Genomic DNA, 25,800 nt, shown 5'->3' with positions numbered 1-25,800 from the left:
TTATGAAAAAAATACTGCTTATTTCTTCTGTGGGAGGGCATCTGACGCAACTTCTGCAGCTTAAACCATTATTCGAAAAATATAACTACCATATTATTACTGAAAAAACAGAGGTTACGAAAAGCTTAAAAGCAAAATACCCAATTTCTTTTTTAACTTATGGAGCGAGGAACTACCCTTTAAGATATGTTTTTAAATTCTCCTACAATATATTAAAATCACTTTTGCTTTTTTTGAGGCACAGGCCAGATGTCGTAATTACTACGGGAACCCATACTGCGGTACCTATGTGTTATATAGCAAAATTGTTCCGAAAAAAGGTAGTCTATATCGAAAGCTTTGCCAAATCTCATTCTCCAAATATGGCTGGAAAAATGGTCTATCCAATCGCGGATTTGTTCATTGTCCAGTGGGAGTCTATGAAAGAATTTTATCCGAAGGCAGTCTATGGAGGTAGTATCTATTGATTTTCGTGACTCTTGGCACGCATGAACTACATTTTACAAGAGTGTTGAAAGAACTGGAAGCTTTGAAGAAAGAGGGAAAGATTCAGGAAGAGGTTATCGTGCAGAATGGAAACACGAGGTTTAGCAGCGATCATCTGCAATTGATTCCTTTTATGTCTATGGAAGAAATGGAAACTTATATTAAAAATAGCAGCTTTGTAATAAGTCACGCTGGAACCGGGTCGATAACAACGAGCTTAAAACTTGGAAAGAAAGTAATAATCGTGCCCCGGCTGCAAAAATTCAATGAACATAATGATGATCATCAGCTTGAATTATCGGAAACGTTTTCCCGAAACGGGTATGTGCTTCCCTGTTATGAAGAGGATAGACTTGAAAACGTCATTGAAGAATTGAAGAACTTTACTCCTCAAGTTTTTACGGCAGATAATACTAAGATGCTGAATATTTTGGAAAATTTTATTGAAGGAGAAAAACCGGATGCTGATTAGAAAATATGAAAAGGGTGATGAAGCAGGGATCATAACTCTCTTTCATAAGGTTTTTAATAAAGAACTGCCTTTGAAAGTATGGCAATGGAAGTATAACGATGAAATAAATGCACGGGAGTCGAAGGTTTTTGTAGCTGTAGAAAACGACACCATAGTGGGGCACGTGGCGGTGCTGATATTTCCCGCAAGATATAATAATAAAAACATAAAAGTAGGTCTTCGTGTAGATACGATGGTAGATCCTGAATACCGTGGGCAGGGATTATATCAAAAGCTTACAAACATATTGCTGACGGAATTAAAAGAACATAGAAGAGATATTTCATTTTTGTATGGTTTACCAGCGGAAAAGGCAAAAAATGTGCTGTTAAAGACCACAGAAGCTGTGCATCTCGGAGACCTTACGAGAAAGGTTAAAGTGAATTTAATCAAGAAGAATAAATTTTCTTATCGTTCTCCAAATCAAGACGAAGTAATGGAAGAAATACGTTGGTTTGACGATAGGTTTGATCAGTTTAAGCAGGAGAAAGAAGATCCGGAAGCTGTCACACTGATAAAAAATCATCACTTTCTCAACTGGCGTTATATTACTAATCCTTTAAATGAATATAAAATTTTTGCGATCAGCGAATTCGATCAAATAAAAGGATATGTAGTGTTAAAAATGGAAGTTAAAAAAATATTTAATAAAAGAGTGTCTGTGGGTTTTATTGTTGATTGGAGCGTATCAAAAAATGAAGACACCGCCACGTTTGAAAAGCTTTTAAAAATTACAGATAGCTATTTAAAAAAAGCATTGTTTATTCAAATATGGGAACCTGTCAATCCTACAATAAACAATGCTTTGAAAAAACGTTTATATATAAATAAAAAGGAAAAAATAAACCCGCTGGTGGTTCACAGTAATAACGAAAACGCTGCTGAAATGAACTTTTCAGATTGGGGATTGAAAATGGGCGACGTTGATTCATTTTAAGTTTATACAGCTTTGTGAAGACAAGAAATAATGATTAATTAAAGCTGTGAAGGGGAAAGGAGAGGTTGGACAAGATAACGAAAGGAGAGTCAATGTAATGGGATTTATACTATTTCTTATCGTCGGCGGCCTGATTGGCTGGCTTGCCGGTTTAATATTGGGCAAGGACATCCCGGGCGGCATTTTAGGTAACATTATCGCAGGTATTATCGGTGCCTGGATTGGCGGGGCCATCTTTGGTTCCTGGGGGCCGGTCATCGGCAGTATTGCGATTTTCCCGGCGTTAATCGGTGCGATTATTTTCGTCGTCATTCTAAGCTTTATTTTAAAAGCTATCCGCTAATAATAAACGAAGCCGTCCTTTTATCGGGGCGGCTTCGTTTTATGACAGGGCACGGTTTTTACTGATCTGCTGTAGAGCTGTATTAATGCCGAGAACCTCTGTCGCAATATGACCCATGCCGGGAAACGTTTCAAGGGTGGAACGCTCGATATGGTTGGCTAGATAGATCGCGTGCCGGAGGGGGATAATTTCGTCTTCCTCACCCGCCCAAATGTAAGCCGGGGTGTCGATGTTTTCCAAATGGTAGGCCCAGGGTGTCATCAGCGTCTGGAGATCGCGGAGGAAGCCTTCAGCAGAATGAGCGGATTCCTGGACCGCAAACCTCCATTTATCAAGAATAGACGGAGTCACGTACTGCCGTTCTTCCCTGGAAAGCTGTTCGGATTCCGTCTGGAAGATCTTATCCTCCATATTCGTCTGCTCCCATCGGCTGCGCAGAAGCTCTGGTGCTTCCTGGATCGTTTGCAATGGTGCTTTTAAAGAGGTGTCGAGCAAACGAAACAGTTCAGGATCCTCCGTGGGACCGAGCGAACCAACTAAATGGAGCTCGCTGACGCGTCCCTTCAGAAGACTGGTGCTGGTTGCTGCGTATGGACCTCCGCAGCCGACACCGATCAAGGAACAGCGCTGGATTTCAAAATGATTCATTACCTCATCGATATCCTTGGAAAACTGCAGAAAAGTGCCATGAGGATCGGGAGTGGAGAGGCCGTAGCCCGGGCGGTCAACAGAAATAATACGAAGAGAGTTGGAAGCGGCAGCTTCTTCTCCAATTGCGGCTTCAAGCCGGGAGCTTCCGACTCCGTGTACATAAAGGACAGGTGTTCCGTCCGGGTCACCGAACATGGAAATACTAAGCATACGGCCATCGCGTAAAGAAAGCGCTAATTGTTTCAATCGTTCCCTCCTCCTCTTTCCGTGCGGGTATTCACTTGTAAAAGATGCGTAGGTATATTCTAGCATACAATATGAAAAACGGAAGAATTTCATTCAGAACAAAACGGCCCCCCGTGATGGAGAGCCGTTTTTTTTATCCATTTTATACCGTCCGGGTCCAGTGCAGCACGTCTTCCTTGTCCCCAGTCTGAATGCCAGTGATCGTATCGTACAGCTGTTTGGCTAGAGGGCCTGTTTCTTCATTATTGATTTTATAGGTCTGGGCGTCCCAGCGCAGCTTGCCTACAGGAGAAATGACCGCTGCTGTGCCGGTGCCGAAAATTTCCTCAAGCGTGCCCGCTTCGTATGCCGTACGTATTTCTTCCATATCGATGCGGCGTTCCTCCACAGGAATCTCCCAGTAATGCAGCAGTTCAATGACAGAGTCACGGGTGATTCCTTCAAGAATACTTCCATTCAGCGCAGGAGTTACGACCTTTCCGCTGATTTTAAAGAAAATATTCATGCTGCCGACCTCTTCAATATAGCGCTGCTCTACGCCGTCCAGCCACAGCACCTGGTCGTACCCGGCGCTTCCGGCCTGCTCCTGGGCTTTTAGGCTGGCTGCATAGTTGCCGGCTGTCTTGGTGAATCCGACGCCGCCGCGGACACTGCGAACGAATTCGTTTTCCACATAGATGCTGACCGGCTTCATGGCATCGCCGCCGCTTCCGTAGTAAGAGCCGACAGGCGTTAAAATAATCAGCAGCTTGTAGGAGGAGGATGGTTTTACACTGAGGCTTGCTTCTGTCGCAATCACAAACGGGCGGATATACAACGACTGGCCCTCTCCGCGTGGAATCCAGTCACGCTCAAGCGAAACAAGCTCTTTTAAAGAATCTATCAACAGCTGCTCGTCGATCTCCGGAATGCTCATCCGGCGGTTGGACTGGTTCAGCCGCTCGAAGTTTTTTTCCGGACGGAAAAGCATAATGTTGCCCCCGGAATAATACGCCTTCATCCCTTCAAAAACAGCCTGGCCGTAATGGAAGACAAGACTCGAAGGATCCATGGTAAGCGGCTGATAAGGTACGATTCTCGGATCAATCCATCCTTCTCCCTCAACGTAATCCACCACAAACATATGGTCGGTAAAGTTTTTTCCGAAAGCGAGCTGTGAAAAATCCGGCTTCGTTTTCGGAGATTTTGTACGTTCGATGGTCAATGACTCAGCCACAATAACATCACTCCTATGTATTTATCGTTCCATTTATTTCTCTACTGGTAACAGCATTTAAATTGTATCATACAAAGAAAAGTTCTATCCACTTGAAAGCCGACGACAAGCGCTGTCCGCCTTCCGGAAAATGGCTTTTTCATTTTGCAGGAAGGAGACAGCGACCCCGAGCCGGTGGTGGAGGAAGCTGGACAGCTAAAAAACTCGAGCCGGCAGTGGATAGAACTGGACAAGATAGAAAAGCTTTCTCCACCTGCACACCGGCGCAAGACGATTTAATCCAGCTGCTTTTCACCAGCGTATGCACGCAGCTTGCGCAACGCGGATTTCCGCCATGATTTGACCGTAGAGGCCGCTACCCCGTGTTTTGCGGAGATATCACGTATAGGAAGGGAATATACGGAAAAATCAATGAGCCAGGTTCGTTCCCGTTCTGAAAGAAGAGGAAAGTATGCTTCAAGCTCAAAGCGGTCCTCCATTTCCGATGACTGCTCAAAGGGCCCGTGGTCATCAAACAGCTGATGCCGCTCGGAAAACCGGACTTCTTTCCGGAGCATCATCAGCATTTCCCCACGTACGAGGGTAAAAGCATACGCCGGGAAAGCACCCTTTTCCGGAGAAAAGGTAGAGTATGCCTTCCATAATCCTACGTATCCGGCCTGCATATATTCCTCCTGTTCCTGGTAAATACGGAGGCGTGTAATCATTCGTTTGACGAGCGGAGTATATTTTTCATATGCTTCTTCAAATGAAGCAGGAATCGTATCAGTCAATGGTCTCTCCTGCGAAGCCGCGCGCGGTTCTTATTTATTCCATGGTAGATTCAGCATATATAAAAGCTGGAAATACTGCCGGAGTGCTATGTATGGATACATCCTGCGCTATGCGTTGTATTATAGAAAAGAACAAAGCTGCCAGAGTATAGAAAACACACAGCCAGCATATGAAAAAATAAAGCAGATCGGTTGAAAGCATAGAAAGAAAGCGTACAATTGAAATAAGAATGATTACGATCAGGCAGGTGAACAGAAATGCCAAACGAAGATAATGTAGACTGGATCCAGCAGCAGATTCAGGAACGATCGCTTGATATTATGACAGACATGCTGAAGGGACTCGCTGACGGCAAGCGGATGCAGATCGCCCAGGCGCTTGCCCTGACACCGGAATTAAGTGTACATAGTATTGCTGAAGTCATCGACTCCTCCATTGCTACGGCGTCCCACCATCTCCGGTATATGCATAAGCTGGGACTGACGAAGTTCCGGAAGGAAGGAAGAACGGTGTATTATTCTCTTGATGACGAACATGTCAGACAGGTGGTGGAGCTCGTTGTCAGCCACCAGGCAGAAATTAAAGAACGGCAGGGAAAAGAGACGTAACGGCGTCTCTTTTTTTATTTGCAGTAAACAAATGTTTTCCAATAATACAATTGCAAAAATCAGCTAAATTCATGAAAGCGAAAACAATATTTTGAAACCAACGATATTTTACAAACGTTTAGTTGACGAACGAATGAAATAAAGCTATTATGTTTACAAAGGTCATAATAAAGAACAAATGTAAAGGGAGGCGTTATTGTGACGCAGGCAGATTGGGTTTGGGAAGAGCCGAAGGAAAAGCTGGTCAATTGGCTCGAGCAGATGTGGACCGTTCGCTGGTTCGATGAAAAAGTAGATGAATTTTTCGCTAAAGGCATGATTCACGGTACGACCCACTTGTGTGTGGGGCAGGAAGCTTCGGCTGTAGGTGTATGTGCGATGCTTGAAGATAAAGACAAAATCACGAGCACGCACCGGGGCCACGGGCACTGCATCGCCAAAGGAGCAGATCCGGACCGGATGATGGCAGAACTGTTTGGCCGGGAAACCGGCTATTGTAAAGGCAAAGGCGGGTCCATGCATATTGCGGATGTCGAAAAAGGCAACCTAGGTGCCAACGGTATCGTCGGAGGAGGCATACCTTTAGCTGTAGGATCAGCACTTACTTCAAAGATGCGCCAGGAAGGGTATATTACCGTCTGTTTCTTCGGGGACGGGGCGGCAAATGAAGGCAGCTTCCACGAAGCAGTGAACCTGGCCGCTATTTGGGATCTTCCAGTCATTTTTGTCTGCGAAAACAACCAGTACGGTATGTCCGGCCCGGTCAAGGATATGGTGAAAATCGAAAATATTGCCGATCGTGCTTCCGGCTACGGTATTCCGGGCCATGTCGTTGACGGCAATAATCTCCCCGAGGTCATGACGGTTATGAAAGAAGCCGTGGAGTATACAAGAAACGGAAGCGGCCCGGTTCTCATAGAGGCGAAAACATACCGGTGGAAGGGCCATTCCAAAAGCGATGCGAAGAAATACCGGACAAGAGAAGAAGAAAAAGAGTGGAAGGATAAAGACCCGATCCGTTTTTTCCAGGAGGCCTTGATCGAGCGCGGAATCATCACATCGGAGGAAGCCGAAACAGTGAAGAAAGAAACGAAAGCCCAAATTGAACGATCGGTGGAATTTGCGGAACAGAGTCCCGAACCTTCTGCGGATACACTGCTTGAGGATGTCTATGCTTAATATAGAAAGGAGTGCCTGACGATGCAGTCGAGCGCAGTAAATTCTTCAGATAACAAGGAAACCACACGGAGCATTACCTTTGCCGAAGCCGTACGTGAAGCACTGTCACAGGAAATGCGGGAGGACCAGGACGTTTTTATTCTCGGAGAGGATATCGGAGTATACGGCGGAGCCTTCGGTGTTACCCGCGGAATGATTGAAGAGTTCGGACCGGAGCGGATACGCAACACCCCTATTTCCGAGGCGGCTATTACCGGTGCTGCGATCGGATCGGCTCTTACTGGCATGAAGCCGGTCGTCGAGCTGCAGTTTTCGGATTTTATTACGATTGCGATGGACCAGTTGGCCAACCAGGCAGCGAAGCTCCGGTATATGTACGGCGGCAAGGGAAACGTGCCGATGGTGCTGAGGACGCCTTCAGGCTCCGGAACCGGGGCGGCGGCCCAGCATTCACAGAGCCTGGAAGCTTGGGTAGCTCACATACCCGGCCTAAAGGTAGTACAGCCCTCTACGGCGTCAGACGCCAAAGGGCTGTTAAAGGCCGCTATTGCCGACCCGAACCCAGTTATTTTTTACGAGCACAAACTGTTGTACAAAACCGAAGAGCACGTTCCGGAGGAAGCGTATACGATTCCTTTGGGAGAGGCAGACGTGAAGCGTGCGGGTAAGGACGTAACGATCGTTGCAACTGCTGTGATGGTGCATAAAGCGCTCGAGGCAGCGGAGAAGCTGGTTGAGGAAGGCATCGATGTGGAAGTGATTGACCCGCGGACCCTCGTACCGCTCGATGAGAAAACAATCGTGGACTCCGTTAAAAAAACTGGAAAAGTAATCGTTGTGCATGAAGCCGTTAAAAGAGGCGGCTACGGCGGCGAAATAGCGAGCATGATTGCAGAAAGCGAAGCTTTTGATTATTTGGATGCTCCGGTCCGCCGGCTCGGGGCACTGCCAATCCCTGTGCCGTATAATCCGGCGCTTGAAAAAGCAATGGTCCCGCAGGTGGACGATATTATGCAGGCGGCGCGTGACAGCGTCCACCGCCGGTAAAGGAGGGCAGTATTCATGCCAAAGGAAGTATTTATGCCCAAATTAAGCAGTACAATGGAAACCGGAACGCTTCTGCAGTGGTTTAAACAGGAGGGAGACCCAGTGGAGGTCGGCGAGCCGCTGCTCGAGGTAATGACCGATAAAATAAATATTGAAGTGGAAGCATACGAAGAAGGTATCCTGCTGAAGCGCTACTACGACGAAGACGAAGAGGTGCCGGTGAACGGTATTGTTGGCTACATCGGTGAAGAGGGCGAGCAGGTGCCCGAGGAAAAACCGGGATCTGAAAGCAAATCAGAACCTGAAAGCGTCCCGGAGGCGCCGGCTGCCGAAGCGGCAGAGCAATCAGTGGAAGCTGAACAAACAGAAGGCGTGCGTGCTACTCCGGCAGCACGGAGACTGTCGCATGAACAGGGAGTAGAGCTTTCCTTAATACAGGGGAGCGGAGCGAGAGGACGTATTCACGCTTCGGATGTTCAAGCTGCTGCAGAGGGCGAGCACGTGCGCAGTACGCCGCTTGCTAAAAAAGAAGCAGAGGCAAATAACGTGGATCTGGCTGCCGTAAAAGGAAGCGGCAGCTACGGCAAAATCACACGGGCTGATGTCACCGCGCCACCGGTGGAAGAGGATCTTCACTCTGAGCCGCTTCAGGGCATCCGGAAAGTGGTTGCAGAGCGTATGCAGCAAAGTGCAAGCGAAGTGCCACATGTAACGCTTAACACTGAAATTGATATGGAAGCTGCTATGGAGCTGAGGGGGCAGCTGCTCCCAGTTATAGAAAAAAAGACCGGCCAACGGCTGTCCGTGACGGAGCTGTTGATATTTGTGGGCAGCCGGGCGCTCCAAAAGCATCCGGATGTGCATGCCTCCATGACAGACAGCCGGATCACAAAGCAGTCGTCTGTGCATATGGGAGTCGCTGTAGCCACAGACCGGGGGCTGCTGGTCCCGGTGATCCGCCATACAGAAACAAAAGGACTCGCGGAATTAGTCGCTGAAACCAAACAGACAGCTGCCGCGGCCCGGAACGGAACCCTTCCCGGCAAAGAGCTTTCGGGCAGTACGTTTACGATCAGTAATTTAGGAATGTATGCAGTTGACCATTTCACCCCGATCATTAACCAGCCGGAAGCGGCTATTCTTGGGGTCGGGCGTATACAGGAGAAGCCGGTAGTAATAAACGGAGAAATCACGGTGCGCCGGATGATGGCCGTAAGTCTTTCCTTTGATCACCGTATTATTGATGGGGCTCCGGCTGCTGCATTTTTAACAGACTTCAAACAAATGCTCGAACAGCCGTACCAGCTGTTTGTCTAGAAAGAGGTGGACCGATGGAAACGTTTGACCAGGTAATTGTCGGCGGCGGGCCGGCGGGCTATGTAGCTGCGCTCCGGGCTTCCGGCCTTGGGCAGTCCACGGCGCTTGTCGAAGATCGCGAGCTCGGGGGGACGTGCCTGAACCGCGGGTGCATACCGTCTAAAACGCTTCTCCAGAACGCAGAAGCAGTGAACTACGTACGCAATGCTTCTAAATACGGCATCCAGGTGGAAGGCTTTCATCTGCGCTACGAAGAAATGCTTGAGCGGAAGGACCAGGTGATCCAGCAGCTCCGCCAGGGCGTCCAGTCGCTGATGAAAAAAGGACGTATCCAGATTTTTTCTGGGCGGGGAAAAGTTCATGCAAACAAACAGGTTACTATCACCGGTAAAGACGGCCAGGAAACAGTAGTAGCCGGCAGAGCCGTCATCATTGCTTCAGGCTCCGTACCGGCAGTACCTCCTATTCCCGGTCTTGAAGATACTGAATATTATACGAGTGACACGATTTACGACCGCCAATCGCTTCCTTCGTCAATGGCCATCGTCGGCGGGGGATTCATCGGTACTGAATACGCCTGTTTGTATCAGTCACTCGGGGTGCAGGTGACAGTTATTGAAGCGGCTGAACGGCTGATACCACAGGAGGACGAAGATGCTGCGAAAATGCTGGCCGGGGCACTTGAAGAGTCGGGAGTGACTATTCTGACAGGCACCTCGGTTACTTCTGCCAGACAACATGGAAATCAGGCAGTCGTCAACGTGCAGGATGCCTCCGGAAACGACCGCGAGCTCACAACAGACATGCTGCTTATTTCCACAGGGCGCTCGCCTGTCATCGCGGCAGCTGAAGACCTTGAATTACGCATGGACAGCCGCTTTGTAGCGGTGGACGATGCGATGCAGACATCGGTACCGGGTATTTATGCTGCAGGAGATATTGTCGGCGGATGGCAGCTTGCCCATGCGGCAAGTGCCGAGGGCATTATTGCCGCAGAGCATGCTGCGGGCGCTGCGCCTTCCATGGATCTCTCGCTCGTGCCGAGGTGCATTTACACCCTTCCGGAAATAGCGTCAGTGGGCCTGTCTGAGCAGGAAGCAAAGCAGAGGTACAGCGATATTAAAGTAAAGACCGTGCCGCTGCAGGGAAACGCGAAAGCGATGACAATGGGCGAGGCCCGGGGTTTTGTCAAAATCATTTCCCGGGAAATGTTCGGCGAGATTCTCGGCGTTGTGATGGCTGGCCCCCACGTTACCGAAATGATCGGAGAGCCGGCCGCTTATATTCATCTTGAAGGCACCACCGAAGAATGGAGCAGTCAGGTGCATGCGCATCCTTCGCTGTCGGAGGCGTTGTTTGAAGGCGCGTCTGCGCTCGCGGGGCGTCCGGTTCATCAATAAAAAGCCATGTAAGCGTATATAGTTTTTTGGCAGGGAGTGATATACTGGGAACAGATGAATCTACGGAATAGAGGGAAGAATTATGCTCAACTGGGAAGAAAAAAGAGAAACCGTAAAAGTAGCGAAGCTGTATCATTTCGATGGCTGGACCCAGGCCCAGATCGCCAAAAAGCAGGGTGTTTCCCGTCCGGTTATTTCCAAAATGCTGCAGCGGGCCCGGGATGAAGGCATCGTTGAAATATATATTAAAGATGAAAGTGTGCATACCGTTGATCTTGAGCAGAAGCTTGAAAAGAAATACGGCCTGAAAGAAGCAGTAGTCGTTTCAACGACAGGCTTCACACCTGACCTCGGCAAGCGTTTGATCGGAAAAGCAGCCGCTTCCTATGTAGCGAAGAGATCCGAGCAGGTAAAGCGAATCGGTATTTCATGGGGATCAACTCTGCGTTCACTTATTGAAGAGTATCCGTACGTCGAACATAGAGACATTCATATTACGCCGCTGATCGGGGGAATGGGGAACAAATACGTGCATCTGCACTCCAATCAGCTGGCATTTCACTTTGCCCAGAAAATGAACGCCTCCTGTTCGTATTTGTACGCTCCGGCGATGGTTGAAACTGACGATTTGAAAGAGCGTCTCGTGCAGTCCAAAGACATTGCCCAGGTGCTGGAGGAAGGGCGGAACGTGGAGCTTGCCCTCGTGGGTCTAGGCAACCCGCTTCAGGACTCCACTATGGAAACGATGGGATACCTGCAGGAAGAAGACATCGTCACGCTCCGAAAGGCCGGGGCAGTCGGCGATATCAGCTCGAAGTTTTTCGACGCTCTCGGCCACGGCGTGGATCACCCGATCAACAACCGGGTCATCGGCCTGACTCTTGAGGAGATCAAAAACATTCCCGAGGTCGTTGGTGTGGCGCAGGGCTCCCATAAAGTCCTCGGCATCGAAGCAGCGCTGAAGGGTGGTTATCTGGACGTGTTGATCGTAGATAACCAGATTGCAGAAGCGTTAACCGAATAACGTATAACGGCTCCTTGAAAGGGGCCGTATTTTTTTAACATATATGAACATATGTGCTATTTAAAACATATGTAAAATAAAAGAAATATTTTACAATCAACACGCCAATGCCGTAAAAAATTAATTTTTAAAATATCTGAAAAAAATATTGACGGTTATATGAAAACGCTTTAATATGGTTACAAAGGTTACAAGTTGTTACAAATGTAAAGGAGGGATGAGGATGTGGGGTTATTTTATCGCCGCGTTCGTGGTGATATGGCTGATTCAATTTTATCTAACATTCCGCCAGATGAAATACTACAACGGAATGATTGCTTCAATGGGCAGACGTCCTTCGGGGTACCTTGGGACAGGCATTGATAAACGCCTGCTTGGAATCGGCACGGTGATTCTGCTCGTAACCAACGAAGCAGGCACGGTGATCGACGCTAAGATTATGAGAGGGGTAACGGTGTTCGCCAGGTTTGCCGAAGCGCCGGAGCTGATGGATCAAAACATCCATGAATTAAAGAAGCAGTGGGAAGCAGAAGGCGCTGCCGGAAAGAAGAAGCACCCGAAACGGGCTCATCTGATGGCTGCCCAGCAGATTTTGGCAGAACAGAAGCGCAAACACAAAAAGGGGGATAACAAATGGATTTCTTAGTAACGCTCGCAGAAGGCTTTATTGGAATGTTCGAGGCAGGCGGGGAAACATTTGTCGGACTTGTTACAGGTATTATTCCGACACTCATATGTTTAATTCTTGCCGTAAACGCTTTAATCAAGTTTGTCGGGGAAGAACGGATCTATTCGCTGGCTCAGAAGAGCACAAAGTATTTCTTTCTCCGCTATACGCTGTTTCCGGTACTGGCCGTGTTTTTCTTAACCAACCCAATGTGCTACACGTTCGGGCGCTTTCTGCCGGAACGGCAGAAGCCGGCCTTTTATGATTCCGCTGTTTCATTTGTGCACCCGATTACCGGCTTGTTTCCTCACGCGAACCCGGCTGAACTGTTTGTTTACACCGGGATCTCGGCTGGTATTACGACGCTTGGCCTCTCTGCCGGGCCGCTTGCCATCCGTTTCTTTATCGTCGGTCTGATCGTTATTTTAATCCGCGGTGTAGTAACGGAATGGATCACCGCCATCATGCTCAGACGCCAGGCAGCTAGTGCAGAAGGCGATTCGTCGGAAAAAAGCGCCAGCGCATAAATGAAAATTTAAAAGAAAAAGCGAGGGAAGAATAATGGCTGAATATAAACCGGTAGAGGTAACAAAGGGAAGAGGTGGCTGGGGCGGCCCGCTCGTCATCCATCCGAATGATCAGAAAAGATATATTATGTCGGTAACCGGCGGAGGTATTCATCCGGTCGCCGAGCGCCTGGCGGAACTGACAGGTGGCGAAGCGGTGGACGGATTCAAAGCCTCCTATGATAAAGAAAATATTGCCGCAGCTGTTATTGACTGCGGCGGAACCGCACGCTGCGGAGTTTATCCAAAAATGGGTGTGCTGACGGTTAACATTCACGGTACATCCCCGGCCGGCCCGCTTGCGCAGTATATTAACGAAGAAAATTTTGTTTCCGGCGTGGGCGAAAGAGATATGAAGGCCATCAGCGCGGATGAAGTGCCGGCGGCCGAAGCGGAAGCAGAGGACAAAGCTTCCCCGTACAACTCCCTGATGGACCGCGACGTGGCCAAACAGGTGAAAGACGATGCGAAAATGAAAGCAAAAGGCTCCGGACCGAAAAAAGGAAATATTATTGAACGTATCGGCCGTGCCGTCGGCAACGTGGTAAGCGTATTCTTCCAGGCCGGTCGGGAAACCATTGATACGGTCGTACGAAACATTCTGCCGTTTATGGCTTTTGTCAGTACGATTATCGGGATTATCACATTCACCGGAATCGGGGATCTGATCGCGAACTTTGTATCTCCGCTCGCAAGTAATATTTTCGGGCTGCTGCTTTTATCCTTTATATGTGCAATTCCAATTTTATCCCCGCTGCTCGGCCCGGGCGCTGTTATTGCCCAGGTGGTCGGGGTGCTTATCGGAACCCAGATCGGTATGGGAAACATTCCGCCGGCAATGGCGCTTCCAGCACTTTTCGCTATTAACCCGCAGGTAGGGGCAGACTTCGTGCCGGTTGGCCTGACGCTTGGGGAAGCAGAGCCGGAGACCATTTCCGTCGGCGTGCCGGCCGTTCTGTTTTCAAGGGTTATTACCGGACCGCTTGCCGTTGTGATCGCTTATCTTTTCAGCTTTGGCCTGTATTCATAAAAATAAATCGGCGGGTAGACGTGCTTGCCCGCCCTGTATTTCCTAGGAGGAGTGACCGTGCAGATGAAAACAGAAGTATTTACAGCCACCGTGGTCGGCATTGGAGAGGATGCCCAGATGCTTATGGACGATGGCATGATGATTTTATTCAACGAAACAGCACCGAAGGATTTGTATGATATCAGCTTTGTTCATAACGCCGAAGGGTTAAGCGAAGATCTGGAAGCCGGGGATGAGCTGATCATAGACGGCGAAGCGTTTTCCCTGACGTATGTTGGCGGTAAAGCGAATGAAACGCTTCGGGATCTCGGGCATGCAACCTTCCAATTTAACGGAGAGACACATTCAGATCTGCCGGGAACGGTCTGTATAGAAGCCAAACCGCTGCCTGCGATACAGGTGGGAAGCACCATCGTATTCCGTAAAAAATAAAGCTGGATAGGAGTGGAGAGCAATGATAGGAATTAACCGAAAGCTGCAGGCACTCGAAAGAGAGGGCCGCTACATTAAAGTAGGTCTTGTCGGCGCCGGGCAGATGGGTCGCGGCATGATCGCGCAAATTGAAAACATGAAGGGCATGCGGGTCGTCATTACGGCGGATATAAATGAAGATAACGTCATTAACGCATACGGGCATGCCGGTATTGAGCGGGGAAATATTGTTTCTACTAACAATAAAGAAGAAGCCTCGCAGGCCATCCAGCTGAACAAAGTGGTGGCGTCCACCAAAGCGCTGCTCGTATGCGCGCTCGATGAGGTGGATGTTGTGGTGGATGCGACCGGGGTGCCGAATATTGGGGCAGAAATTGCCTGGAACGCCATTTTGAGCCGGAAGCACATCGTCATGCTGAACGTCGAGGCGGACGTTACCGTCGGGCCGCTGCTGAAGCGGATGGCAGATGCGAGTGGCGTCGTGTACACCGGCTCGGCAGGGGATGAGCCGGGAGCGATTATGGAGCTGTATGATTTTGCTGATGCGATTGGCTTTGAGGTGGTGGCGCTTGGCAAAGGCAAAAACAACCCGTTAAATGTGGAAGCCAATCCGGACACGGCAGCAGCTGAAGCCGAAGAAAAGGGCTCAAGCCCGAAAATGCTTGCCTCCTTCCAGGACGGCACGAAAACGATGGTGGAGATGAATGCTGTGGCGAATGCGACCGGCTTTGTACCGGAAAATCCGGGCATGAATGGATTTGAAGCCGGGGTCGCAGATCTTCCGGAGCTCTTCCAGCTGCGGGAGCAGGGAGGGAAAGTCGAAAAGCAGCACGTAGTGGAATACATCAACGGGATCGCCCCGGGAGTGTTTGCCATCGTTGCTTCTGATATGGAAGAAGTGAACGCGGAAATGAAATATTTAAAAATGGGGGAGGGGCCAAACTACGTGCTGTACCGGCCTTACCACCTGACAAGCCTGGAAACACCGCTTTCCGTGGCGCGGGCGTACCTGGACAGCCAGGCGACGATCGCCCCGGACGCCGGCCATATTGCTGAAACAGTGGCCGTGGCGAAGCGCGATCTGGAAGTGGACGAGCATTTGGATTCCATTGGCGGCTTTACCATTTACGGCACTGTAATGGAAGCCCCGGAAGCCAAAGAAAAGGGAGCACTTCCAATCGGTCTCGCAGACAAAAATGTAAAAATGACCCGGGCTGTAAAAAAAGGGGAAATCATTACGTATCAGGACGTGGAGCAGACAGTGGAATCCACCATCTGGCGTCTTAGGAAAATGCAGGATCACGAGTGGAAATAAAATGAGAAGGAAGCGCTGCCGAAATTAGCGGCCGCTTCTTTTTCCGTCTTCAAATCGTGGTATAATAAAAGAGTAATAAGTAAAGGAGGGGCTGAAGCGATGAAAAAACGTAAGGAGCTCATTTACTTACAGTGCGCTCATTGTAGGGAAGAGGCGCCCCACAACGTGGAATACATTAATGGGGACGTGTACAGCATGGAATGCCGCACGTGCGGCCGGGAGCTGACATTAAACCGCGATATCATGAAGGAATGGTACAGCGAAGTGTATGACCGCGTGACTACCAAGCCAACCCGTTTAACAGAGGAATATAAAGAAAGCGGAACGCCGTTTGTCGTACGGATGCCGTTCCGGCTGGCAAGCAAGCCCTACCGGCTGATGCGGGATTTAAATGATACCCAGAAAACATTGCGCTACTATAAAAATAAACAAAAGAAATCTTCCTGACCACGCGCGAGCGGGGGAGGAAGATTTTTTATGGATGGATATATTTATCCGCTGGCTAACAGCCGGCGGGGCGCAGGAGTCTTTTCATACGCGCGGTTGAACTCCAGCAGAGGGCATGCAGCGCAGGCCTCTGACACTCCGGTGCATGTAGCAACAGAGTCAAACACGCCATCTTTATAAACGTAGGATAATTCGTGAAGCACCTTCTGTTGTGTAATCGAACAATAAATAATCTGACGCGACATGGAGTAGTCCATCATATTTCACTCCTTCGGCGTATAATAAATGGTAGGAATAAAAGCGGTATATAATAATTTACTTAAAGACTATGTACCCGGAACAGCTTAAAAGAAAACCAGAGGTTGTAAGCAGATAGTATTAAGCGGGGGAAGTTTACGCCGGGCGGTATCCGGGAAAATAATGTTTCTGACAGCCCATTTAACCCTAAACAAACTACCAGTAATTTAAACCAGCAGAAATGTGACAGTCACGGTATATCTGAGCAGATAGCACACACAACGGCTGAAAAAAGAGAGGGAAGAGAGAAAAGGGGGAGCATCCATGGAACAAAAGTATATGCTGATCGCAGTAGACCAGGACGGCCGTGAAATTTCATTAAAAAACTATAAGGGCCGTGAGGCGAAAGAGGAATTAATTTTAGAGGGAAAAGACTGCGCAACGACGATGTATGAGCAGTTAAAGGAGGAGCTGCACCCGAACTCGGTGAAAATGCTCAGTCTGTAAAAGCTAATATCAGCAAGTCCCCGGCATTGACGCCGGGGATTTTTTATTATCCTTCAATCAGTTCGAGGCGGTTGCCAAACGGGTCCTCGGTATAAAAGCGGGGAGAGCCGTTCAGCGGCTGTTCGGGTTTTACGGGCCAGTTAAACTCCTGCAGGCGCTCCCTGGCAAGCTCGAGATTGTGCACGCGGAGCGCCGGGTGTGCCTTGCGGGCCGGAGAAAACGGCTCTTCAACGCCAATGTGGATTTCAAGGCCGCCACAGTCAAACCATACGCCGCCGCGTTTGGCCAAATCTTCGGGCTTTGGTATTTCGGGCATGCCGAGAATGGTGTGAAAAAAATGACGGGCTTTTTCTTCGCTATCCGGCGGTGCAGCAAGCTGTACGTGATCAATTCCAGTAAATAATGTCATAAGAGGGTCATCCTTTCACTTTTTGGGCAATCGTTTTTCCAATTTCAAGCGAAGCTGTTGCTGCGGGCGACGGGGCGTTTAATACGTGGAGACTGCGGGAGCCCTCAATGAAAAAGAAATCGTCCATCAGCGTCCCGTCTTCCTGAAGAGCCTGGGCTCGTATCCCCGATTCGCCGGGTACAAGCTCATCGGCTGAAAGAGAAGGAATCAGCTGCTGCAGCTCTGCGGTAAATGCCTGTTTGGAAAAGGAACGCACGTATTCCTGCGCTCCTGCCTTCCAGTAACGGGAAGCAAGCTTCCTTAACCCGGGGGAACGGAGGTGCTCCCAGGCATCTGCCGGGTTAACGGCCATTTTGCCGTACCCTTCCCGCTCAAAGCTTAATACGGCATTCGGGCCTGCTTCTACGCCTCCCCGGCTCATACGCGTGAAATGAACGCCTAGAAATGGAAAGGCCGGGTCCGGTACCGGATAGATGAGCCAGGAAACTTTATGTGCAGCCTCCGGGGCGAGCGTATAGTATTCCCCGCGGAACGGAACAATACGGACATCGGTATGGTAGCCGGCCATGCGGGCGATTTTATCACTGTGCAGGCCGCCGCAGTTGATGAGCTTCCGGCCGGTAAACGTCTGGTCCGGGGTAGTGACGCTCACGCTTTGTTCAGTCTCCTGAATTTGTTCGGCCCGCTGCCCGATCAGAATATCACCGCCCCGCTGGCGGATTTCCCCGGCAAGTGCCTGGGCGACTTCACCGTAATCGACGATGCCGGTTTCAGGCACAAGGAGCGCGTGCTGGGCGCTTACATACGGCTCTCGTTCTGCAAGCTCCTCAAGCGACAGGTAGCGCGGCTGCAGTCCGTTTTGTCTGCCGCGTTCGTAGAGCTTCCGCAGCTGCAGTAATTCGTCTTCACTTTTTGCGGCAATGATTTTCCCGCAGATCGTATAGTCGACACCGTGCTGGTCGCAGAAAGCAGCGAGCGATTTCCGTCCCTTTTCTGTAAGAGCAGCCTTCAGGCTGCCGGGGCGGTAATAGATGCCCGAATGAATAACACCGCTGTTTCTGCCTGTCTGATGCGAGGCCAGATGGGATTCTTTTTCTAAAACGACTACTCCGGCGCCGGGTTCTTCTTCAAGCAGCGCATAAGCTGCAGCAAGTCCGACGATTCCGCCGCCGATAATGATATAATCGTACATATCGAAGCTCCTTTAAACGACAATTTTTTAAGAGAGACTGCCTACGCACAAGCATACCCGTTTTTTTAAAACTTACAACGGGAGCATTTTTTAAAAATCGTGTTTCTATTATAATGATTAAGTAGTGAAGGCTGGAAAGAAAAATTGGAAGTTTACCGCGCTGCAGAAAAAAGGAATAGCAAATATGAGGTACATAATAAACACTCGGATTGGGAAAGGATTGCACGCGTCATGGATGAGTTTAACGATGATATTTTAACAGACTCGTTAATTTTAAAAGCGATCGATCATTCGAAGGTCGGACTGGTTATCACAGACCCGAATAAAGAGGATAACCCCATCGTTTATGTGAACCGGGGCTTTACCGACGTTACCGGCTATACGTACGAAGAAAGCGTAGGATATAACTGCCGTTTTCTTCAGGGGGAGAACCGAAACGAGCAGGCAATAGAAAATATGAAACGTGCGGTGGCAGCCCGGGAGGAATACGTCCTCGAGCTCGAAAATTTTAAGAAGGACGGCACGCCGTTTTGGAATGAGATTTATATTGAGCCCATTTATATGGAGAACCGTCTGTATTTTCTCGGCGTCCAGCGCGACATTACCCGGCAGAAAAAATACGAAGACGATCTGGACAAAAGCGAGCGTCAGGTGGACCGGCTCTCAACGCCAATCGTGCCGATCACAGAAAAAATATCTGTGCTTCCGGTGGTCGGGGATTTGTCCTATGAACGGTTTGAAATGATCTTTCATAAAATTTCCGAAGCGTATGGAAATATCCATTATGAAAAGCTGATTCTTGATCTTTCCGGCATGGATGAGTACGACGAGCAGGTGGCCGACGGCATTATGAATCTGCATCACCTGCTCCGACTTCTCGGATCAGAGCTGATTGTAACCGGGATCAGGCCGGAGCTTTCAATGGATTTCACATCGCAGAACATTTCGCTTTCCTATCTGCGGACCGCAGCTACGGTGAAAGAAATGCTGCAGGAGCTCGGCATAACGTAAAAAGCCGGAATCTTTAGCATTCCGGCTTTACCAATGCTGCTTATTTTTCCTCGTCCTGTCTTTTGGCGTCACCGGCTTTGTTCTGTACTTCGCCTTTTACTTTATCTTTCTTGGCGTCACGCTGCATTTTCGGGTCGTCCTTGGCATTGCCTGCCTGATCCTTAGCTTCACCCTTTACTTTATTAACAGCGCCCTTTACTTTATCGCTGAAGCCCTTTTTATCTGCCATAAATAAATACCTCCTGTATTAGGTTCGTACTGGGAATATTCCCGGTGAAGCCTGGGATAAAACAAATGATGCCACAAAAATACGTATGCAAAGGAGCACACCTGTATGTCTGTCATTATTGCCTATACGAATCCGCCGGAGCATGTCCGGGAGTACCTCGAAGCAAGGGCGGAGCTTCATGTGATCCGTCCGAACAAAGAACGGGAAAAATTTATGGAGGTGCTGCCGAACGCGGAGGCGCTTATCGGAGCAGGACTGCCTGTCGATCAGGAGCTGTTGGATAAAGCGCCGGAGCTTCGGGTAGTAAGCAACGCTTCAGCCGGGGTGGATAACCTTGACGTCGGTCTGCTGACAGACCGGGGCATTGTAGTTACAAACACTCCCTCGGCAGTTATCGATACGATGGCGGACACGATGTTTGGGCTGATGATCGGCGCTTCGAGGCGTTTGATGGAAATGCATGAGCTTGTTAAAAACGGAGAATGGGACCGGAACGCGCCGAAGGAATGGTTCGGCTTGAACGTTCATCATAAAAAGCTCGGTATCATTGGCATGGGAGGCATAGGAAAAGAAGTCGCCCGCCGGGCAAAGGAAGGCTTCCGGATGGAGGTCAGCTACTATAACCGTTCACGGCATGAACAGGCGGAAAAAGAAACTGGAGCCGTCTATGAGCAGCTCGATGATCTGCTCGCGTCGTCGGATGTGGTGATGGTACTGCTGCCGCTAACCAGTGAAACCAGGCACATGCTGGGTACAGATGCTTTCCGGAAAATGAAATCAACAGCGGTATTTCTGAACGGCGGGCGCGGATCTGTAGTGGATGAACAGGCGTTGATCACGGCACTCCGGGAAAAAGAGATTTTCGCGGCAGGGCTCGATGTGTTTGAAGAGGAACCGCTGCCATCGGATCACCCGTTTTTCACGATGCCCGAAGTGACGCTTCTTCCTCATATCGGCACCGGTACGACAGAAACCCGGGAAGCGATGTACATGGAGGCAGCTGAGCAGTGCGTAAAAGCCTTAAAGGGTGAAAAGCCGGAAGCCCTCGTCAATGAACAGGCATGGGGTAAAGGCAGAAAGTAGGCGCCCCGGTGGCAGACAGGAGGCGGTTTTGGACATAAGAAGAACCGCCCTCTATGTGCGAGAACGGCTGTCTTTTTCAGCGTTTATATGAGCGCTTCATGATTTCAGCGCTTTTGTTTGCGGTTTTTCCACCATTTTCGTACATACGGATAAACAAAAGGTCCAACTTTGACAGCCATTTTAATTAGTTTTCTCATAGTAGATAACGTCCTCCATCTTCAAATTCTTACTTAACGAATACCCTGTTGAAGGACGTTGTAATCATGAAGTTTGGTTTCAGCTGCTTTTCCGTTTACGGAATTTGCGCTTCGCAGCCTGTTTTGGTTGTTTGACCTGCTGTTCCCCGTTTTTGATAAGGTCTTCCTGCATGCGTTTGCGGGCTTCAATAAATAACATGAAAATGCCCCTTTCTTTTGAAGATTGTACAGGGACTATTCCCAGGACAAAACGATGATAAAACATCGTTTTTAAAGAAAATGAGCTTATAAAGGAGCTATCAGTGAACAAACAGTGAAAATCACTGAAAATGGGATGAAAGGAGATTATGTATGGAAAAACCATTAGTCGCTGCATACAACCGGGTCAGCAGAGAGGCCCGTGAAAAACTGGCAGAAGTGTGTGAAGTCCGGTATTTTGAACAAAGCGAAACACTCGAAGATCCGGAGTTCCGCGAAACGATGGCTGAGGCTGCAGCCATTATCGGTATCGAATATGAAATCGATGAAGATTTTCTGGAACAGGCTCCAAATCTCCGTATTGCCGCCAACGTTTCTGTTGGCTACGATAATCTGGATCTGGAAGCTTTAAAAGCCAGGGGCATATATGCTTCCAATACGCCGGAAGTGTTAAACGATACGACGGCAGACGCTATTTTCGGTCTGCTGCTGGCGGCGGCCAGACGCATTCCGGAAACCGACCGCTACGTTAAAGACGGGAGGTGGCAGAATACACTCCCGGATGATTATTTCGGTGTGGACGTGCACCACCGGACGCTCGGTATAATCGGCATGGGGCGCATTGGGGAAGCAATTGCTAAACGGGCCCGTTTTGGCTTTGATATGAACGTTTTATATTACAACCGTTCGCGAAAGCGCGAAGCGGAGGAAAAATACGGCGCCTCGTGGACAGAACTTGAGCCGCTGCTTGAACAATCGGATTTTGTCTGTACGATGACGCCGCTTACCAAAGAAACGTATCATTTAATGAACGAAGCAGCTTTTCAACGGATGAAATCGTCAGCTGTATTTATTAATGGGTCGCGGGGAGGCGTCGTAGATGAACCGGCGCTTGTCAAAGCGCTTCAAAATCGGTGGATACGGAGTGCCGGTCTGGATGTATTTTCGGAGGAACCGGTTCCGTCCGACCATCCACTGCTCTCGTTTCCACATGTAGTGACGCTTCCGCATATTGGCTCCTTCACCGAAGAAAATGAAAACAATATGTCGCTGCGGGCGGCGGAAAATGTGCTGCAGGTATTGAACTGCCAGGAGCCTCAGGATCAGCTGTGAAGCAGGAGAGAGGCTCCTGTTTTTTTGGCATAATTGGTATAGACAACTATATTTTATACTGGTACGATATAGAAAAGGAGGGGACTCGCAGTGGAAGATACTATTATATGTTCAGCGACTATTGTAAACGCAGACCGTACCTCAAACGATCAGTTCATCTGGATCCGCGGGCAGGAAATCCACCGGACAGGAAGCATGGAAAGCCTGCGGGAAGTGCCAGAGGAAATACGTCGGAGGGCAGCGATGGTGGACGGCTCCCGGGGCTTCTTTATACCGGGAATGATTGATATGCATATTCACGGCGTCCAGGGAGCAGACGCGATGGATGGTACTGCGGAGGCACTGGAAACAATGGCCAGGGTGCTGCCGGCTGAAGGTACAACAGCTTTTCTTCCAACTACGATTACCCAGAAGAGCGAGGAGATTACAAAAGCCCTGGAAGCAGTGGCTGAACACCGGAAAGCCATGACGGGAGAAGGCCAGGCGGAGATTGCAGGTGCACACGTTGAAGGCCCGTTTTTTGAACCTTCCAAAGCCGGTGCCCAGCCGGCTGAATTCATGGTCCCGGCTTCGGTGGATTTGTTTGAAACGTGGCGCCGTGCTTCCGGAAACGCAATCCGGATTGTTTCACTGGCTCCGGAGCATGATCCGGACTTTACGCTGACCGCTCACCTGCAAAGCATCGGGGTCGTTGCTTCCGCAGCGCATTCGAACGCCTCCAAAGCGCTCGTGGACGAGGCAGTAGAGAATGGTCTTTCGCACATTACCCATTTGTACAACGGTATGAGCGGACTGCATCACCGGGAGCCCGGCGTTGCTGCCGCGGCGTTTTTAAATCCGGGGCTTTCCGTTGAAATTATCGCAGACGGCGTCCACAGCCATCCGGACATGGTCAAGCTTGCCTATCAGGCAGCCGGTCCCGGTCGAATCTGTGTTATTACTGATTCCCTGAGGGCAAAAAATCTGCCGGACGGTTCGTACGATCTCGGCGGCCAGCAGGTAACGGTGGCCGGAGACAAGCCGTATCTGGCAGACGGCACGATCGCCGGAAGTATGCTCGCTATGGATCAAGGCTTCCGCAATATTCAGGCATTTACAGGCTGCAGCCGTGAGGAAGCGGTGCGCATGACCTCCTGGAACGCCGCGCATGAAATAGGACTCGCGGAGCGGAAAGGCAGCATTCAGGCTGGAAAGGATGCCGATATTGTCTGGATGGACGACAGTATGCATATACAGAAGGTCTGGTGCCGCGGACGCGTCGCTGCGCCTGAACAGAAAGGAGAAGTGAAGCCGTGAAGCTTATCCGTGTGACTGACAGAGAAGCATTGAGCGTGCATGCGGCAGAAATGATCGCCGGAAAAGTGCAGGAGAAACCGGACTGTGTGCTGGGGCTGGCTACCGGCGGTACGCCGGAGGGTACGTATCAGCAGCTGAAGAAAATCTATGACCGCGGGGGCCTGGATCTCTCCCGTGTTACGACATTTAACCTTGATGAGTATGCCAGTATGCCGGAAGACCATCCGCAAAGCTATCATGCATACATGCAGCACAAAGTCTTTCAGCCGCTGCAGCTGCAGCCGGAACAGACGCACCTTCCGAACGGAACAGCCGATGACCTGGAGCAGGAATGCAGACGCTACGAAAAACAAATTGCTGCAGCCGGGGGTATTGATATGCAGCTTCTCGGCATTGGCGAAAACGGCCACATTGGGTTTAATGAGCCCGGCACCTCCTTTTCAAGCCGGACGCATGTGATACAATTGAAGCCGTCAACGAGAGAGGCCAACGCCAGATTTTTTTCGAGTATTAAGGACGTTCCAACACAGGCGGTAACTATGGGAATTGAAACCATTATGGACAGCCGTGAGATTCTTTTGCTCGTGTTTGGCAGACGTAAAAAAGAAGCCCTTCTTCGTCTGTTAGAAGGAGAGGTGCAGGAAGACTTCCCGGCTTCCGTACTGAAAAAGCACTCCAGTGTAACGGTGATTGCTGACGAAGAAGCGCTGGCGGATGTCCCCGCAGAAGTGTTGCGGCGCTTTACCGGGTGAAAACGTGAAAACGGGAGGATGCGGTATATGAAAATTAACAAAAAATCCCCGTTGCCGATTTATTATCAAATACAGGAAATGATCCGTGGAAAGCTTGAGAGCGGCGAATGGCCTCCAGGCTATATGCTTCCGTCCGAGCGTATTTTTGCTGAAGAATTTGATGTAAGCCGTATGACGGTCCGCCAGGCGGTGACGGAGCTTGTAAGCGAGCAGCTGCTGACAAGGGAAAAGGGCAAAGGAACGTTTGTGGCTGAACCTAAGATTGAACAGATGCTTCAGGGTCTCACGAGCTTTACCGAGGATATGAAGGCGCGCGGCATGAAGGCAAGCAGCGAGCTGCAGCTGTTTCAAATGGAAGAAGCGGACGCGGCAACAGCGAGACTGCTTCAGCTGAAAGGCGGTTCGGTCTACAGGATGGAGCGGCTTAGACTCGCGGATAATAAGCCGATGGCGCTAGAGAATTCCTATCTGAATGCAGAGATGTTTCCCGGCCTTGGCGAAGAATCGGCATCAGGCTCTATTTATAACCGGCTTGAGCAGGATTACGGCATCATAATTGGGTCCGCCGATCAGTCCCTTGAGGCATCCCTTGCGTCGGAGCGCGAAGCAGAGCTTCTCGGCATTGTACCGGGAGCCCCGGTTCTTTTAATCTCCCGGAATACGTATACTGCGGAGGGGGAACCGTTTGAACACGTTATTTCTTCCTACCGGGGGGATCGGTACAAGTTCCGTATTCATATGCCGCGGTAAGGGTGGCCGAAGCGGCTTTTCTGGTTTTCTGGGCTGATTTACGTTAAAATGCTCGCAGGATAACGATTAGCTGATAATGAGGGAGGCCGCACAAATGGATGATCGATTGTTTAAAGCAGCCATGGGAAAATTTACGACCGGTGTTACGGTGCTTACGACGGAGCTTGAAGGAACAGTTCATGGCATGACGGCAAACGCGTTCATGTCTGTTTCACTTGAACCAAAGCTGATTCTCATTTCCGTGGCTAAAACGGCATCGATGCACGAATATATGCAGGAAGCAGATCAGTTTGCCATCAGTGTTCTTGGCAACGGCCAGGAGGCAGTATCGCGCTACTTTGCCCGCCAGACAGAAGAAGACGCAGAGGTGAGCTTTGAGCGGTTTGAAGATCGTCCGGTCATTGAAGGAGCCATCACGCAGCTTGCCTGCACGAAATATAACGAAGTCGATGCAGGGGATCACACACTGTTTATCGGTTCCGTGGAAAATGTGACGGTCCAGGATGAAGCACCGCTCGTTTATTTTGAAGGCAAATACCGCTATATGGAATAAATCATCCGGCTTTCGGCCGGGTGTTTTTTTATATTCCGGCTCTTTTTTCTCCAGGAAGGGCGTGCTACATTATATGT

At 49.6% G+C, this 25,800-nt stretch carries 31 protein-coding genes; 24 read left to right on the top strand and 7 right to left on the bottom strand.

Annotation, left to right across the window (positions count from 1 at the left end):
• Positions 1–2 precede the first annotated feature (2 nt).
• The 4 genes from pssD to ACTRXH_RS05240 all read left to right on the top strand — a co-directional run bounded on the left by pssD (position 3) and on the right by ACTRXH_RS05240 (position 2,277).
• Positions 3–467, top strand: a complete 465-nt coding sequence (gene pssD, locus ACTRXH_RS05255; RefSeq protein WP_474262333.1) for a PssD/Cps14F family polysaccharide biosynthesis glycosyltransferase — start codon at positions 3–5, stop codon at positions 465–467.
• A gap of 5 nt (positions 468–472) precedes the next feature.
• A complete protein-coding gene (pssE, locus tag ACTRXH_RS05250) occupies positions 473–958 on the top strand; it encodes a PssE/Cps14G family polysaccharide biosynthesis glycosyltransferase (RefSeq protein ID WP_474262424.1) in 486 nt (161 codons plus the stop codon).
• Positions 948–1,934: a GNAT family N-acetyltransferase gene (locus ACTRXH_RS05245; protein ID WP_474262332.1), complete on the top strand. Its 987-nt coding sequence runs from the start codon at positions 948–950 to the stop codon at positions 1,932–1,934. The genes pssE and ACTRXH_RS05245 overlap by 11 nt, the downstream gene beginning before the upstream one ends.
• A 97-nt stretch (positions 1,935–2,031) precedes the next feature.
• Complete coding sequence (locus ACTRXH_RS05240) at positions 2,032–2,277, top strand: GlsB/YeaQ/YmgE family stress response membrane protein (RefSeq protein ID WP_022793506.1); 246 nt, start codon at positions 2,032–2,034, stop codon at positions 2,275–2,277.
• 39 nt (positions 2,278–2,316) lie between these two features.
• Here ACTRXH_RS05240 and ACTRXH_RS05235 read toward each other — a convergent pair whose 3' ends face one another.
• The 3 genes from ACTRXH_RS05235 to ACTRXH_RS05225 all read right to left on the bottom strand — a co-directional run bounded on the left by ACTRXH_RS05235 (position 2,317) and on the right by ACTRXH_RS05225 (position 5,163).
• Positions 2,317–3,174, bottom strand: a complete 858-nt coding sequence (locus ACTRXH_RS05235) for an alpha/beta fold hydrolase (RefSeq protein ID WP_474262331.1) — start codon at positions 3,172–3,174, stop codon at positions 2,317–2,319.
• Between the two features lie 142 nt (positions 3,175–3,316).
• Entirely contained in the window at positions 3,317–4,393 is a 1,077-nt protein-coding gene (locus tag ACTRXH_RS05230) for a branched-chain amino acid aminotransferase (RefSeq protein ID WP_474262423.1), read from the bottom strand.
• Positions 4,394–4,665: 272 nt separating this feature from the next.
• Positions 4,666–5,163: a sigma-70 family RNA polymerase sigma factor gene (locus ACTRXH_RS05225; RefSeq protein WP_474281035.1), complete on the bottom strand. Its 498-nt coding sequence runs from the start codon at positions 5,161–5,163 to the stop codon at positions 4,666–4,668.
• 258 nt (positions 5,164–5,421) lie between these two features.
• Between ACTRXH_RS05225 and ACTRXH_RS05220 the strand changes: the two genes are divergently transcribed.
• The 12 genes from ACTRXH_RS05220 to ACTRXH_RS05165 all read left to right on the top strand — a co-directional run bounded on the left by ACTRXH_RS05220 (position 5,422) and on the right by ACTRXH_RS05165 (position 16,196).
• Complete coding sequence (locus ACTRXH_RS05220; RefSeq protein ID WP_474262328.1) at positions 5,422–5,772, top strand: ArsR/SmtB family transcription factor; 351 nt, start codon at positions 5,422–5,424, stop codon at positions 5,770–5,772.
• A gap of 261 nt (positions 5,773–6,033) precedes the next feature.
• Positions 6,034–6,951, top strand: a complete 918-nt coding sequence (locus ACTRXH_RS05215; protein ID WP_474281113.1) for a thiamine pyrophosphate-dependent dehydrogenase E1 component subunit alpha — start codon at positions 6,034–6,036, stop codon at positions 6,949–6,951.
• Positions 6,952–6,972: 21 nt separating this feature from the next.
• Positions 6,973–7,998 carry an alpha-ketoacid dehydrogenase subunit beta gene (locus ACTRXH_RS05210; protein WP_474281033.1) on the top strand — a complete coding sequence of 342 codons (1,026 nt, stop codon included), beginning with the start codon at positions 6,973–6,975 and terminating at the stop codon, positions 7,996–7,998.
• A 15-nt stretch (positions 7,999–8,013) separates the two neighbouring features.
• Positions 8,014–9,315, top strand: a complete 1,302-nt coding sequence (locus tag ACTRXH_RS05205; RefSeq protein WP_474281031.1) for a dihydrolipoamide acetyltransferase family protein — start codon at positions 8,014–8,016, stop codon at positions 9,313–9,315.
• A 14-nt stretch (positions 9,316–9,329) separates the two neighbouring features.
• A complete protein-coding gene (gene lpdA / locus ACTRXH_RS05200) occupies positions 9,330–10,715 on the top strand; it encodes a dihydrolipoyl dehydrogenase (protein WP_474281029.1) in 1,386 nt (461 codons plus the stop codon).
• Between the two features lie 82 nt (positions 10,716–10,797).
• Positions 10,798–11,739 (top strand): sugar-binding transcriptional regulator, encoded by a 942-nt coding sequence (locus ACTRXH_RS05195; RefSeq protein ID WP_474262324.1) that lies wholly within the window; start codon positions 10,798–10,800, stop codon positions 11,737–11,739.
• Positions 11,740–11,962: 223 nt separating this feature from the next.
• Positions 11,963–12,385 carry a transcriptional regulator GutM gene (locus ACTRXH_RS05190; RefSeq protein WP_474262323.1) on the top strand — a complete coding sequence of 141 codons (423 nt, stop codon included), beginning with the start codon at positions 11,963–11,965 and terminating at the stop codon, positions 12,383–12,385.
• Positions 12,373–12,933: a PTS glucitol/sorbitol transporter subunit IIC gene (srlA, locus tag ACTRXH_RS05185; RefSeq protein ID WP_474262322.1), complete on the top strand. Its 561-nt coding sequence runs from the start codon at positions 12,373–12,375 to the stop codon at positions 12,931–12,933. The genes ACTRXH_RS05190 and srlA overlap by 13 nt, the downstream gene beginning before the upstream one ends.
• Before the next feature lie 34 nt (positions 12,934–12,967).
• Positions 12,968–14,002: a PTS glucitol/sorbitol transporter subunit IIB gene (gene srlE, locus ACTRXH_RS05180; RefSeq protein ID WP_474262321.1), complete on the top strand. Its 1,035-nt coding sequence runs from the start codon at positions 12,968–12,970 to the stop codon at positions 14,000–14,002.
• Positions 14,003–14,065: 63 nt separating this feature from the next.
• Positions 14,066–14,434, top strand: coding sequence for a PTS glucitol/sorbitol transporter subunit IIA (locus ACTRXH_RS05175; protein ID WP_474281111.1), 369 nt, complete (start codon positions 14,066–14,068; stop codon positions 14,432–14,434).
• 22 nt (positions 14,435–14,456) lie between these two features.
• Positions 14,457–15,749 (top strand): NAD(P)H-dependent oxidoreductase, encoded by a 1,293-nt coding sequence (locus ACTRXH_RS05170; protein ID WP_474281027.1) that lies wholly within the window; start codon positions 14,457–14,459, stop codon positions 15,747–15,749.
• A gap of 99 nt (positions 15,750–15,848) precedes the next feature.
• A complete protein-coding gene (locus ACTRXH_RS05165; protein ID WP_474281025.1) occupies positions 15,849–16,196 on the top strand; it encodes a bh protein in 348 nt (115 codons plus the stop codon).
• 44 nt (positions 16,197–16,240) lie between these two features.
• On the opposite strand, the gene ACTRXH_RS05160 is transcribed toward ACTRXH_RS05165, so the two are convergent.
• Entirely contained in the window at positions 16,241–16,456 is a 216-nt protein-coding gene (locus ACTRXH_RS05160) for a hypothetical protein (RefSeq protein ID WP_474281023.1), read from the bottom strand.
• A gap of 301 nt (positions 16,457–16,757) precedes the next feature.
• On the opposite strand from ACTRXH_RS05160, the gene ACTRXH_RS05155 reads away from it, so the two are divergent.
• The gene (locus ACTRXH_RS05155) at positions 16,758–16,940 is read left to right on the top strand and encodes a hypothetical protein (protein WP_474262317.1); all 183 of its coding nucleotides are present in this window, start codon (positions 16,758–16,760) and stop codon (positions 16,938–16,940) included.
• A gap of 46 nt (positions 16,941–16,986) precedes the next feature.
• On the opposite strand, the gene ACTRXH_RS05150 is transcribed toward ACTRXH_RS05155, so the two are convergent.
• Both ACTRXH_RS05150 and lhgO read right to left on the bottom strand, forming a co-directional pair.
• On the bottom strand, positions 16,987–17,349 hold the full coding sequence (locus ACTRXH_RS05150) for a VOC family protein (RefSeq protein ID WP_474281021.1): 363 nt from the start codon (positions 17,347–17,349) through the stop codon (positions 16,987–16,989).
• Positions 17,350–17,356: 7 nt separating this feature from the next.
• On the bottom strand, positions 17,357–18,541 hold the full coding sequence (lhgO, locus tag ACTRXH_RS05145) for an L-2-hydroxyglutarate oxidase (protein ID WP_474281019.1): 1,185 nt from the start codon (positions 18,539–18,541) through the stop codon (positions 17,357–17,359).
• A gap of 231 nt (positions 18,542–18,772) precedes the next feature.
• Here lhgO and ytvA point away from each other — a divergent pair, with 231 nt between their 5' ends.
• The gene (gene ytvA / locus ACTRXH_RS05140) at positions 18,773–19,552 is read left to right on the top strand and encodes a YtvA family blue-light photoreceptor (protein WP_474262314.1); all 780 of its coding nucleotides are present in this window, start codon (positions 18,773–18,775) and stop codon (positions 19,550–19,552) included.
• 40 nt (positions 19,553–19,592) lie between these two features.
• Here ytvA and ACTRXH_RS05135 read toward each other — a convergent pair whose 3' ends face one another.
• Positions 19,593–19,781, bottom strand: a complete 189-nt coding sequence (locus ACTRXH_RS05135) for a CsbD family protein (RefSeq protein ID WP_298786233.1) — start codon at positions 19,779–19,781, stop codon at positions 19,593–19,595.
• 105 nt (positions 19,782–19,886) lie between these two features.
• Here ACTRXH_RS05135 and ACTRXH_RS05130 point away from each other — a divergent pair, with 105 nt between their 5' ends.
• From ACTRXH_RS05130 to ACTRXH_RS05105, 6 genes are all read left to right on the top strand, one after another.
• A complete protein-coding gene (locus ACTRXH_RS05130; protein ID WP_474262311.1) occupies positions 19,887–20,864 on the top strand; it encodes a 2-hydroxyacid dehydrogenase in 978 nt (325 codons plus the stop codon).
• A 548-nt stretch (positions 20,865–21,412) separates the two neighbouring features.
• The gene (locus ACTRXH_RS05125) at positions 21,413–22,372 is read left to right on the top strand and encodes a 2-hydroxyacid dehydrogenase (RefSeq protein ID WP_474281016.1); all 960 of its coding nucleotides are present in this window, start codon (positions 21,413–21,415) and stop codon (positions 22,370–22,372) included.
• A gap of 90 nt (positions 22,373–22,462) precedes the next feature.
• Entirely contained in the window at positions 22,463–23,668 is a 1,206-nt protein-coding gene (gene nagA, locus ACTRXH_RS05120) for an N-acetylglucosamine-6-phosphate deacetylase (protein WP_474281014.1), read from the top strand.
• Positions 23,665–24,420 (top strand): glucosamine-6-phosphate deaminase, encoded by a 756-nt coding sequence (gene nagB, locus ACTRXH_RS05115; RefSeq protein WP_474281012.1) that lies wholly within the window; start codon positions 23,665–23,667, stop codon positions 24,418–24,420. The genes nagA and nagB overlap by 4 nt, the downstream gene beginning before the upstream one ends.
• 27 nt (positions 24,421–24,447) lie before the next feature.
• Positions 24,448–25,170 (top strand): GntR family transcriptional regulator, encoded by a 723-nt coding sequence (locus ACTRXH_RS05110; RefSeq protein ID WP_474281010.1) that lies wholly within the window; start codon positions 24,448–24,450, stop codon positions 25,168–25,170.
• Between the two features lie 94 nt (positions 25,171–25,264).
• The gene (locus ACTRXH_RS05105; protein WP_474262306.1) at positions 25,265–25,723 is read left to right on the top strand and encodes a flavin reductase family protein; all 459 of its coding nucleotides are present in this window, start codon (positions 25,265–25,267) and stop codon (positions 25,721–25,723) included.
• Positions 25,724–25,800: the final 77 nt, after the last annotated feature.

It is taken from the genome of Marinococcus sp. LNHM5E3-2.1 (assembly GCF_056034365.1).
This window is presented reverse-complemented; position numbering and strand designations above follow the sequence as displayed.